This is a genomic window from Pseudomonas sp. PARCl1, from assembly GCF_947311875.1.
GTDB classification, from domain to species: Bacteria; Pseudomonadota; Gammaproteobacteria; order Pseudomonadales; family Pseudomonadaceae; genus Aquipseudomonas; species Aquipseudomonas juntendi.
On record NZ_CAMZMX010000006.1, the window covers coordinates 29,021 to 41,133 of the forward strand.

Annotated in this window: 10 protein-coding genes; 7 read left to right on the forward strand and 3 right to left on the reverse strand. The window is 64.0% G+C overall.

What is annotated here, in order from left to right; all coding sequences use genetic code 11:
• The 6 genes from QME24_RS05190 (at nt 1) to QME24_RS05215 (ending at nt 6,785) form a co-directional block, all read left to right on the forward strand.
• On the forward strand, nt 1–978 hold the full coding sequence (locus QME24_RS05190; protein ID WP_054905465.1) for a glycosyltransferase: 978 nt from the start codon (nt 1–3) through the stop codon (nt 976–978).
• Between the two features lie 9 nt (nt 979–987).
• A complete protein-coding gene (locus tag QME24_RS05195; protein WP_154211347.1) occupies nt 988–1,992 on the forward strand; it encodes a VirK/YbjX family protein in 1,005 nt (334 codons plus the stop codon).
• 49 nt (nt 1,993–2,041) lie between these two features.
• Nucleotides 2,042–3,244 (forward strand): glycosyltransferase family 4 protein, encoded by a 1,203-nt coding sequence (locus QME24_RS05200; RefSeq protein WP_280091634.1) that lies wholly within the window; start codon nt 2,042–2,044, stop codon nt 3,242–3,244.
• Complete coding sequence (locus QME24_RS05205; protein WP_054905462.1) at nt 3,241–4,428, forward strand: glycosyltransferase family 2 protein; 1,188 nt, start codon at nt 3,241–3,243, stop codon at nt 4,426–4,428. Before QME24_RS05200 ends, QME24_RS05205 begins: the two co-directional genes overlap by 4 nt.
• On the forward strand, nt 4,428–5,186 hold the full coding sequence (locus tag QME24_RS05210) for a WecB/TagA/CpsF family glycosyltransferase (protein ID WP_054905461.1): 759 nt from the start codon (nt 4,428–4,430) through the stop codon (nt 5,184–5,186). The genes QME24_RS05205 and QME24_RS05210 overlap by 1 nt, the downstream gene beginning before the upstream one ends.
• A gap of 177 nt (nt 5,187–5,363) precedes the next feature.
• Complete coding sequence (locus QME24_RS05215; RefSeq protein ID WP_280091633.1) at nt 5,364–6,785, forward strand: undecaprenyl-phosphate glucose phosphotransferase; 1,422 nt, start codon at nt 5,364–5,366, stop codon at nt 6,783–6,785.
• Between the two features lie 28 nt (nt 6,786–6,813).
• Here the strand turns inward: QME24_RS05215 and QME24_RS05220 are convergent, their stop codons facing one another.
• Complete coding sequence (locus QME24_RS05220) at nt 6,814–7,755, reverse strand: LysR substrate-binding domain-containing protein (RefSeq protein ID WP_009682752.1); 942 nt, start codon at nt 7,753–7,755, stop codon at nt 6,814–6,816.
• 146 nt (nt 7,756–7,901) lie between these two features.
• Between QME24_RS05220 and QME24_RS05225 the strand changes: the two genes are divergently transcribed.
• A complete protein-coding gene (locus QME24_RS05225; protein WP_192440092.1) occupies nt 7,902–9,278 on the forward strand; it encodes an L-serine ammonia-lyase in 1,377 nt (458 codons plus the stop codon).
• Between the two features lie 381 nt (nt 9,279–9,659).
• Here the strand turns inward: QME24_RS05225 and QME24_RS05230 are convergent, their stop codons facing one another.
• Together QME24_RS05230 and QME24_RS05235 are read right to left on the reverse strand one after the other, a co-directional pair.
• Entirely contained in the window at nt 9,660–10,955 is a 1,296-nt protein-coding gene (locus QME24_RS05230; RefSeq protein ID WP_280091703.1) for an FAD-binding oxidoreductase, read from the reverse strand.
• Nucleotides 10,956–10,968: 13 nt separating this feature from the next.
• Complete coding sequence (locus QME24_RS05235) at nt 10,969–12,057, reverse strand: polyamine ABC transporter substrate-binding protein (RefSeq protein ID WP_029885440.1); 1,089 nt, start codon at nt 12,055–12,057, stop codon at nt 10,969–10,971.
• Nucleotides 12,058–12,113: the final 56 nt, after the last annotated feature.

Sequence of the window (12,113 nt, forward strand, 5' to 3'; positions counted from 1 at the left end):
TTGGCGATGCAGACCGGCGTGGTGGTCATTGGCCGCAACGAGGGCCAGCGTTTGGAGCGCTGCCTGCGCTCGTTGGCCCATGGGGCTGACAAGGTCGTGTATGTCGACTCGGGCTCCAGCGACGGTTCGCAACAACTGGCCGCTGCCTTGGGCGTCGAGGTGCTGGCGCTGGACATGGGCACCCCGTTCACCGCGGCAAGGGCGCGTAACGAAGGTTTTGCCGTGTTGCAGCGGTTGCTGCCCGCCATGCACTGGGTGCAGTTCGTCGATGGCGACTGCGAAGTGGATGCCCGCTGGCTGGCCACCGCCCAGGCGTTTCTGGCCGCACACCCCGCGGTGGCGGTGGTGTGTGGCCGGCGCCGCGAACGCTTCGCGCAGCGCTCGGTGTACAACCTGTTGTGCGACCTGGAATGGGATACCCCGATCGGCGAGGCCAAGGCCTGCGGCGGTGACGCGTTGATGCGGGTAGACGCTTTCACCGCCGTGGGCGGTTTTCGGCCTGACCTGATCGCCGGGGAAGAGCCGGAGCTGTGCGTGCGCTTGCGCGCCAAGGGCTGGAAAATCTGGCGCCTGGATGCCGAGATGACCTTGCACGACGCCGACATGACCCGGTTCAGCCAATGGTGGCGGCGCAGCCTGCGTGCCGGGCATGCCTACGCCGAGGGCGCCTATCTGCACGGGCAGCCTCCCGAGCGGCACTGGTTGCGCGAGTCGCGCCGGGCCTGGGTGTGGGGCCTGGGCATTCCCGTGTCGATCGTGCTGGCCTGCCTGCTGGTGGGCGGCTGGGGCTTGGGGTTGTTGTTGATCTACCCGTTGCAGGCCATGCGCCTGGCGCAGCGGGGCAACAGGTCGCCGCGCGAAAACTGGCTGCAGGCCGTGTTTCTGGTACTGGGCAAGTTCCCCGAAATGCTCGGCCAGCTGAAGTTTCTGCGCCACCGCCTGGCGGCTGGCAAAGCGGCTTTGATCGAGTACAAGTGAGAGAGGCCCATGATGCTCGGCACCCTCGTGAAAAGCGTGTTTACCCTGCAACCCGGTTACTCGTTGCGGGCATTGCACAACAAGTACAAGCTGAGCCTGCAGATGGCCAGGCATTGGCCTCAGCTGGACACCTTCATGCAGCGCCTGACCGCGGCACTGGGCCAGCCGGGGGTGCAGCAGTTGGGCGTTGACTGCATCGGTGTCGTGCAATGGCCCTATATCAGCCAGCACTGGCAGGCGCCGCAGCGCCTCGATGCAGTGGCCTCGCACTTCGAGCTGGTGGCCCGGCATTTTCCTGGGCTGTTGCTGTTGGGCCGGGACGACAGCCTTGCCCTGTGTGACCTGGGTAGCTACTCGCCGGGCTGCTGCCTGGTGCTCGACCGGCCGATCTGGTTCAAGCGCGAAGGCGAGCTGGTGCTCAACCTGTTCCAGGGTGACCTGCGTGTGGCATCCCTGGCGTTCACCCTGTGCCAGGGGCCGGCCGGCATCGGTTTGTACATCGGCGCAGTGCAGGGTATCCATAAAGGCATCGACAGCGACACCTCGCTGGCCATCTACCGCGACCTGACCAAAGACTTCGAGGGGTTGCGCCCGCGCAGCTTGCTGCTGGAGGCGTTGAAGTGCCTGGCCAGAACGTTGGGGGTTGCCCGGTTGTATGCCGTGAACGATGCCAGCCGGCATCACCGCCACGCTTATTTTGGCCGTGACAAGGGCCAGGAGCTGGCGGCCAACTACGACGCTATCTGGCAGGAGCATGGTGCCAGCGCTTCGGAGCATGCCGATTTCTACAGCCTGCCACTGGCGCCGGCGCAGCGTGCCGAGGCCGACATTCCGGCAAAGAAACGGGCGATGTATCGCCGTCGCCAGGCATTGCTCGACGATGTATTCACCCGCTTGCAAGCAGCTTTGCCAAGCAATGGTGCCAACCTTGGACTACAAGGAACACAGGGGGATGCATTTGCTGTGAGTGCATCGGCAGTAGGCAGGCCGCCGGTAGTCGACAGCCTGAAGTAAAGGTTGCCTGGGGCGGTTGGTCATCAAGCGGGTTTGGATCTGGGTTCATATGCGCATTGCTTATTTCATCAATCAGTACCCGAAGGTCAGCCACAGTTTTATCCGCCGCGAGATCCTGGCGCTGGAGCGCCAAGGGGTAGAGGTGCAGCGCCTGGCACTGCGTGGTTGGGACGCCGAGGTGCAGGATGCCGAGGACGTGGTCGAGCGGGGCAAGACCCGCTACGTGCTGCAAGGCGGGCTGAAACAGCTGTTGCGGCCCATGTGGCAGGTATTGCGCGCGCAGCCGCGGCGCTTTGGCCGGGCGCTGTGGCTGGCACTGCGGCTTGGCCGCCGGGCGGACCGCGCCTGGCCCTATCACCTGGTGTATCTGGCCGAAGCCTGCCAGGTGCTGCAGTGGCTGCAGGCAGGGCAGGCGCAGCACGTGCACGCGCACTTTGGCACCAACTCTACCGAAGTGGTCATGCTGGCCAACATGCTGGGCGGGCCGGCCTACAGTTTCACCGTGCACGGCCCCGAAGAGTTCGACAAGCCACAGTTCCTGCACCTGGGGGAAAAGGTCCGGCGCGCTGCTTTTGTCGCGGCGGTCAGCTCGTATGGGCGCAGCCAGCTGCTGCGCTGGGTGGCCCACGAGCACTGGGCCAAGGTCAAGGTGGTGCATTGTGGGCTGGAGCGCGCGTTCCATGCGGTGCCTGCGGTAGAGGTGCCCGCGGCGCCACGCCTGGTGTGCGTTGGGCGCCTGTGTGAGCAGAAAGGCCAGTTGTTGCTGCTGGAGGCCGCGCGCCGGCTGGCGGCCCAGTCGCAGGCTTTTGAGCTGGTGCTGGCCGGTGACGGTGAAATGCGCGAGCAGATCGAGGCCTTGATTGCCCGCCACGGCCTGCAGCAGCACGTACGCATTACTGGCTGGATCAGCAGTGCACAGGTGCGCGACGAGATCCTCGCTGCCCGCGCTCTGGTATTGCCCAGCTTTGCCGAGGGCCTGCCGGTGGTGATCATGGAGGCCATGGCCTTGCGCCGCCCGGTGCTGACCACTTTTGTTGCCGGGATCCCGGAACTGGTCAGGCCCGGCGAGAATGGCTGGCTGTTCCCCGCAGGCGCGGTGGACGAGCTGGCAGCGGCCATGGCCGAGTGCCTGGCGCAACCTGCCGAGGTGTTGCAGCGCATGGGCCAGGCGGCCTACGAACGGGTACTGCAACGGCACGACATCGACACCGAGGCGGCCAGGCTGGCCGGCTACTTCAAGGCATTCGCATGATAAGTGTATTAGCGTGGTTGCTGGGCCTGCTGACGGTCATCGTCCTGGTGCCGGTGTTGGTGTTTTCGCTGCAGGTATTGCTGGCTTGCCTGCCCGCACGCAGGCCGCCACCCTGCACCACGGCGCGGCCAACGCTTGCGGTGCTGGTGCCGGCGCACAACGAGGCCTCGATCATCCAGGCCAGCCTGGCGAGCATCGTGCCGCAACTGCTCGAGGGTGACCGCTTGCTGGTAGTGGCCGACAACTGTTCCGACACCACGGCGCAGCTGGCCCGCGAAGCGGGGGCCGAAGTGGTGGAGCGGTATGACGCCCAGTTGCGCGGCAAAGGCTATGCCCTGGACTTCGGCGTGCGCCATCTGGCGCGCCTGCCCCCTGAGGTGGTGATCGTGGTGGATGCCGATTGCCAGGTCGGCGAGGGCGCCATCGATATCCTGGCTCGGCGTTGCCGTGAAACGGCGCGCCCGGTGCAGGCGCTGTACCTGATGCGGGCACCCGCAGGTGCCGGGCTGAAAGTGCAGGTCGCCGAATTTGCCTGGCGCGTGAAGAACCTGGTTCGTCCGCGTGGCTGGGCGCGGTTGGGCTTGCCTTGCCAGTTGATGGGCGCCGGCATGGCCTTCGGCTGGCACGACCTGCGCCAGGTCAACCTCGCCAATGGCCATCTGGTCGAGGATGTGAAACTCGGGCTGGATCTTTGCCAACAAGGCAAGCCACCGCTGTTCTGCCCCGAAGCCTTGGTGACCAGCCAGTTCCCGCTCAGCCCGCAAGGCCTCAACAGCCAGCGTACGCGCTGGGAGCACGGCCACCTGGGGTTGATGCTGACCGATGGGCCGAAGCGGGCGCTGGCTGCCATCACCCAGCGCAATGGTGCCCTCGCGGCGATGACCCTGGACCTGGTGGTATCACCCTTGGCCTTGCTGGTGTTGGCGCTGCTGGGGTTCAACCTGCTGACCTGGCTGGTTTACCTGGTAACCGGGCTGGCGGCACCTGCAGGGTTCGCCCTGCTGGGGCTGGGGTTGCTCGGCGTGGCAGTGGTGGTGGCCTGGGCGCGCTTCTGTCGGGAGCTGATCCCGTTCTCGGTGTTGCTGTACGCACCGTTCTACGCAGCCAGGAAAATCCCCCTCTACCTGGGCTTTCTGATCAAGCGCCAGGTCGAATGGGTGCGCTCGAAACGGGATGGCGACTGATGAGCCAGCGGCAATGGCAGCAACGCTGGGCGCGCCTGGTCGGGCAGCTGCATGTGGTCGCCGACGAAAACGCCGTGCAGCGCCTGCTCGAGCACCTGGCAACCCCGAGCAAAGCGACGGTGCTGGGGTTCGTCAATGCCCACGCAATGAACCTGGTGGTGCGCGACGGGGCTTATTGCCAGGCACTGTCGGCAGCCGATGTGTTGCTGCGCGATGGCTCCGGCATGGCGATCCTTTACCGCGGCCTGGGCCTGGAGCCTGGCCTGAACATGAACGGTACCGATTTCATTCCCAGGCTGCTGGCGGCCTACCGGGGGCGCAAGGTGGCCTTCTGGGGCACGCGGCAACCCTACCTGCGCCAGGCGGTGCAGCACTGCGCCGACACCTTCGGCGTGGCGCCGGTGTCGGTTCACGATGGCTTTGCCACTGTCGATACCTACTTGCAACTGGCGCGCGAGCATCAACCCGAACTGATCGTGCTGGGCATGGGCATGCCCAAGCAGGAAGCGGTCGCCGCACAGTTGGCCGGCATCAGCGGCCCCTGCCTGATCGTGTGTGGTGGGGCGATCCTGGACTTTCTCGGCGGCAAGGTCAGCCGCGCCCCCGGCTGGCTGCGGGCGGTTGGCGGCGAGTGGTTGTATCGGCTGTGCCGTGAGCCCAGGCGCCTGTTCATGCGCTACGTGGTGGGCAACCCGCTGTTTCTGCTGCGCACCTTGCTGTATCGGCGGGCGAGCGCTGCGGCCAGGCGCACGCTGTGAATCGGCCAAAAGCTGTGGCAGCACGTATTCCGGGCCCGCCTGCGGCAGCTGGCTGCTACAGTGATATCAATGGTTTGGACGCTGCGCGCTTCGCCGCGTGCGGCGCTGCATGGCTGTGATTCAAGACTGGTTGTTGGCTGTAAGGCACTTGCCACGCTCCAATTGATGAGGTCTGAAATGGTTTTCGAACCCAGAAGCAGTCGTTCCTTACTCCAGCGCCGAAGCAGTGTCAGCAACGCCATCCAGGCCGGCCTTGACGGCATTGCCGTGACGGGTATCGCCTGGTACCTGATCTATGACCAGTTCGGCTACATCACCTCCGATTACGTGATCATGCTGCTGTTGCTGATCGGCGCACTGGCGGTCATTTATGATCATTACGCAATCTACCGGACCAACGTCGGGCTTTCGATCAAGGCCTTTCGCCTGTTCAAGGCCTGGTCGGCCACGTTCTGCTTTCTGGTGATCATGGCATTCCTGACCAAGCAGAGCGAAACCTACTCCCGGCTGCTGGTTGGCCAGCTGTTCGTCATCGGTTACTTCGCCCAGCTGTTCCTGCACTTCGCCGTGCGTGAGCTGCAGAAGCGTTTCACCGCACATGCACGCCTGGACAATGCCCTGATCATTGGCAATGGTGACCTGGCCAACTTCCTTTACCAGAAAATCAGCAGCAACCCGTGGTTTGGCGAGCGGGTGCTGGGGTGTGTACTGGTCGACAAGGTTGAACCGCAAGCAGGCGAGGGCGCCGAGGGCAAACAGCGCCTGCCGGTGCTCGGGCATATTGCCGAGCTTGACGAACTGGTCGCCCGCCACGGCATCCGCACGGTCTACCTGGTGACCCCGCTGGGCGGCTCGGAAGTGATCAACGACGTGTACTTCAAGCTGCTCGACAAGTGCATCGCGGTGAACTGGGTACCGGATATCTTCTCGTTGCGCCTGATCAACCACAGTGTGCGGGAAATTGCCGGCATTCCGGTGCTGACCTTGTCGGAAACCCCGCTCACAGGCATGAGCCTGTTCCTGAAAAACCTCGAGGACCGGGTGCTGGCCGCGCTGATCCTGCTGTGTGCGTCGCCGGTATTGCTGGCCGTTGCCCTGGCCATCAAGCTCGACAGCCGCGGCCCGGTGTTTTTCCGCCAGGAGCGTACCGGCTGGACGGGTGAGGCATTTCGTATCTGGAAATTCAGAAGCATGCATGTGCACCAGCCCGAAGGCGGTGTGGTGCAGCAAGCCCAGAAGAACGACCCGCGGTTGACCCGGGTTGGGGCCTTCATCCGCCGTACCAGCCTCGATGAACTGCCGCAGCTGTTCAATGTGCTGACCGGCGAAATGTCGCTGGTCGGGCCACGGCCGCATGCCTTGCAGCACGACACCTTGTATTCCCAGGACATCGTGGATTACTTCGCTCGCCACAACATCAAGCCGGGCATGACCGGCCTGGCCCAGGTGCGCGGGTTCCGTGGCGAGACCAAGGACATCGAACAGATGATCCAGCGGGTGGACTCCGACATCGAGTACATCAACAACTGGTCGTTGTGGCTGGATTTCGTGATTCTGGTACGCACGTTGAATGCGTTCACCGGTAAACAGGCCTATTGATTGTCATGCCAGAGGTGCAGAACAGGCCTCATGCTGTGTTCAACGGGTGCAGTTCGCGGAACCCTCGTGCTTCTTCCACCAGCCAGTCATGTACCGCCCGCGCGCCCGGCTGGGTCAACCCGCCGGGCGGGTAATGCACCACGTAGCGTTTGTGGTTGGCGATCGGTACGCCAAACGGCACGATCAGCGCGCCGCGCTCCAGTTCATCGTTGAGTAGCGTGCGCCGGGCAATGGCCACACCGATACCGGCAATCGCTGCTTCGATGGTCAGGTGGTTGCGGTTGAAGGTGTGCCCGCGGCGTACGTCCAACCCAGTGGCGCCGATCCCGTCCAGGTAGAACTCCCATTCGGCATATTCCGAACTGCCACGCCAGGCGGTGATGTCGTGCAGCAGCGGGTAGTGCACCAGGTCGGCCGGCCCGTGCAGCGGGGGGCGCCCACGCAGCAGTGAGGGCGCGCATACGGGAAAGATCTGCTCGTCCAGCAGCGGCGTGGAGAGCATGCCCGGGTAGCTGCCATCGTTGAGGTCGATGGCCAGGTCGAAGTCGCCCGGGGTCAAGGCCTGGGCACTGTCTTCGGCCACCAGGCGCAGTTCGATGTCCGGGTAGCGCTGCTGGAAACGTGGCAAGCGCGGCGTCAGCCACTTGGCCAGGAACGAGGGGATGGAGCGCACCCGCAACGTGCCACGGATCTCGCCGGCATCCAGGCGTAGCAGCTCTGCCTCGATGCTGCCGTAGGCGTCGGTCACGGTCTGCGCCAGGCGTTGGCCTTCGGCGCTCAGTTCCACGCCCCTTGCCCGGCGCAGAAACAGCCGGTAACCCAGGCGCTCTTCCAGCTGGCGCATCTGTTGGCTGACCGCCCCGGGGGTGATGTGCAGTTCCTCTGCACAGCGGGTAAAGGACAGGTGCCTGGCGGCGCAGGCAAAAACGTGCAGCCAAACAAACATCTGGCCGTTGAGTTGGCGTCGCATCGTTTAGTCCTGCTAAAGCCTTGCTTAGGAAGTTTCGTTGGTCATTTCAATCGCGCAGCGTCAGTATCGCGCAAAATCGCAGCAGCGCCCATTTTCTCCAGTTACCCGTGCACTGGCTACCTATCAGCGCATGGTCAGGCATTAGTATGGCTATCAGTGTTTTCGACCTTTTCAAAATCGGCATCGGCCCGTCCAGCTCCCACACCGTCGGCCCGATGCGCGCGGCTGCGACCTTTGCCCAGGCCCTGCGCGAGCAGGGCTTGCTGGGGCGGGTGACGCGCGTTGAAGTGCGCCTATATGGCTCGCTGTCGGCGACCGGCGTTGGTCATGCCACCGACCGTGCCTGCCTGTTGGGCTTGATGGGGCAATGGCCAGACCGTATCGACCCGGCCACCATCGAATCGCGCATCGGTCAGGTGCTGCAGGAACACTGCCTGATGCTGGACGGCAGCCACCCCGTGGCGTTCGAGTATGGGCAAGACATGCTGCTGCTCGACGAAAATTTGCCGTACCACCCCAACGCCATGCGCGTAGAAGCCATGCACGGGCAGGATAGCCTGTTGTGCCAGACCTATTATTCGGTAGGCGGTGGGTTCATCGTCGAACAGGCCGAAGTCGATGCGCCGAAAACTGCAGAGAACGCCGCCGTGCTGCCCTACGAGTTCGGCAGTGGTGCCCAGTTGCTGAAGCTGTGCCAGGCCCACGGCTTGAGTGTGGCGCAACTGATGATGGCCAACGAGTGCGCCTGGCGCCCGGAAGCCGAGGTGCGCGACGGCCTGCTGCGCATTTGGGCCGCGATGCGCGAGTGCGTGGACAACGGCCTGCGCAACGAGGGCATTCTGCCCGGCGGTTTGCACGTCAAACGCCGTGCGGCGCGGCTGCACCGTAGCTTGCAGGAACTGGGCAAGCCTAATGTGATCGGGTCGACGCTCGGCGCCATGGAGTGGGTCAACCTGTACGCCCTGGCGGTCAACGAAGAGAACGCCGCTGGCGGGCGCATGGTCACTGCACCTACCAACGGTGCAGCCGGTATCATCCCGGCGGTACTGCACTACTACATGAAGTTCAACCCTGGTGCCTGCGACGCGGATGTCGTGGACTTCCTGCTTGCCGCGGCTGCGGTTGGCATCCTGTGCAAAAAGAACGCCTCCATTTCCGGCGCCGAGGTCGGCTGCCAGGGGGAGGTCGGGTCTGCCTGCTCGATGGCGGCCGCCGGCCTGGCCCAGGTGCTGGGCGCGACACCGGCGCAATTGGAAAACGCTGCCGAAATTGCCCTGGAACACAACCTTGGGCTGACCTGCGACCCGGTCGGTGGCCTGGTGCAAGTGCCGTGCATCGAACGCAATGCCATCGCTGCCGTGAAAGCGATCAATGCGGTGCAAATGGCACTGCGGGGCGATGGCGAGCATTTCATTTCGCTCGACCGGGTAATCCGCACCTTGCGTGATACCGGGGCGGACATGCATGCCAACTACAAGGAAACTTCGCGCGGCGGCCTGGCGGTTGCATTCGTCGAATGTTGAGCTAATGCGGGGGGTAGGGGGCTGCTTTGCAGTTCATCGCCGTTCAAGCCCAGCTCCCGTAGGGATCGTATGAGGGCTGACGCGTGTTTGACACAAGATGTGCAGCGCCTGGGAGATCGAGCGCCGCCCGCGCGGCGCATCGCGAGCTGCGCTCGCTCCTACGTTTGTTTCGGGCCAATCATGCCTGTGGGATTTGCGCGCGAACGCCTTGGCGCATGCCTCAATGTCGCGCCGTACAAACAAGGCGGTCGCGCGCACCTGGCACAGGGGTTACTGGCCCGAAACAAGCGTAGGAGCGAGCGCAGCTCGCGATGCGCCGCGCGGGCGGCGCTCGATCTCCCAGGCGATGCATATCTTTTGCCAAATAACACCCACACATTGCTAGCCCAACAACTCACGTAACCGGTACCACAACATCCCCAGCGCCAGCAGGGGCGAGCGCAGTGCCTTGCCACCGGGGAACGTCAGATGCGGCACTGCACTGAACACATCCAGGCCGTGGCTGTGGCCCAGGGCGATGCTTTCCGCCAGCAGCTTGGCTGTCCAGTGAGTCACGTTCAGCCCGTGCCCGGAATAGCCCTGGGCGTAATACACGTTGGGGTGTTGGCTCAAGCGCCCGACCTGGGGAAAGCGGTTGGCGGTGATGCCGATCATGCCACCCCACTGGTAGTCGATGCGCACATCGGCCAGTTGCGGGAATACCTTCAGCACCTTCGGCCGCATGTAGCCGGCGATGTCCTTGGGATCGCGGCCGGAATAGTGGCAGGCGCCGCCGAACAACAGGCGGCGATCCGCGGTGAGGCGGTAGTAGTCCAGGCCGACTTTCTGGTCGCACAGTGCCATGTTCTGCGGGATCAAGCGGCTCGCCAGTGTTTCGGGCAGCGGTTCGGTGGCCACCACGTAACTGCCGGCCGGCAGCACCTTGCCACTCAGCCGCGGTTCCAGGTCGTCCAGGTGGGCGTTGCAGCCCAGCACCAGGCGGCCCGCGCGCACGCTGCCGTGGGCCGTATGCACGGTAACGCTGGGCCCATGCTCGATACGCAGCACCGGGCTTTGCTCGAAAATGCGCACGCCCAGGGCATGGGCGGCGCGGGCCTCGCCCTGAACCAGGTCGAGCGGGTGCAGGTGCCCTGAACCCATGTCCACCAGGCCGCCGGCGTACCGGTCGCTGGCGACGATCTCATGCAACTGCCCGCTTGCGACCAGCCGTGTTTCGTGGCGGTAACCTAGCGCTGCCAGGTCTTGCAGTTCATCCTTGAAGGCGTCGAACTGCGCGGGCGTGTTGGCCAGTTCGCAAAAGCCCCAGCGCAGGTCACAGGCAATGTTGTAGCGGGCGATGCGCGCGGCGACCAGCGCCACCGAGTCGATGCCGGCCTGCTTGAGGTAGCGCACGCCATCCTGGCCGACATGCCGAGCAAAACCGCTGACATCATGGCCGATGCCGCGAATCAGCTGGCCGCCGTTGCGGCCACTGGCACCCCAGCCGATGCGCCGCCCCTCCAGCAGCACCACCGACAGACCACGCTCGGCCAGCTCCAGCGCCGTATTGACCCCGGTCAGCCCACCCCCGACCACACACACATCAGCGCTCAGGTCAGCGTCGAGGCTGGGGTAGGGGGCCGCATCGCGCGCAGTGGCTGCATAGTACGAAGCGGTGTGTTGGGTATTGAATGACATAGAGGGTCTCGGCTCAGCGGTTGGACTTGATCTTGCTCCAGGAGCGGGTCATGACGCGCATGATCTTCGGGCTGGGGGTACTGGAAATGTACAGCTTGTCCAGTACCTCCTGCGGGGGGTAGATCTCGGGGTTGTCCACCAGCGCGGCATCCATGTAGGCCTTGGCGTCCGGGTTGGCGTTGGCATAGCCGACCGTGGCGCTGACCTTGGCGATCACCTTGGGGTCGAGCAGGTAGTTGATGAAGGCCAGCGCCTGCTCCGGGTTGTTCGCATCCTTCGGAATGGCCAACAGGTCGAACCACAGGTTGCTGCCTTCCTTGGGAATGCTGTAGGCGACCTTCACGCCGTTCTTCGCTTCCACGGCGCGGTTGGCCGCCTGGAACACGTCACCGGAATAACCGAACGCCACGCAGATATTCCCGTTGGCAAGGTCGGAAACATACTTGGATGAGTGGAAATAGGTGATGTACGGGCGCAGCTCGAGCAAGCGCGCCTCGGCCTTGGCGTAGTCGGCCGGCTTTTCGCTACGCGGGTCCATGCCCAGGTAGTTGAGCACGGCGGGGAACAGTTCATCGGGCGAGTCCATGAAGGCCACGCCGCACTGCTTGAGCTTTTTCAGGTTCTCGGGCTCGAACAGCACCGCCCAGGAATCGATGCGGTCTACGCCCAATGCAGCCTTGACCTTTTCCACGTTATAGCCGATGCCATTGGTGCCCCACAGGTAGGGCACCGCATACTGGTTGCCGGGGTCGTTCTGCTCAAGCTGCTTGAGCAGCTTGGGGTCCAGGTGCTTCCAGTTCGGCAGTTTGCTGCGGTCCAGCGGCAAGAATGCACCGGCCTGGGCCTGGCGGGCCAGAAAATGGTTGGAGGGCACTACCACGTCGTAGCCGGTGCGCCCCGCCAGCAGCTTGCCTTCGAGGGTTTCGTTGGAGTCGAACACGTCATAAACCACCTTTATGCCGCTGCTGGCCTGGAAGTCGGCCAGGGTGGTGTCACCGATGTAGTCGGTCCAGTTGTACACGCTCACAGTGGGTGTGGCGTGGCTGGTGGTGGCGAACAGCAGGGTGAATGCCGCGGGGATCAGGGCTTGCAGATGACGCATGGGAACACCTCGTTGGTTTTGTTCTACGAGTTCAGGTGTGGTGGGGGCTGCACAGC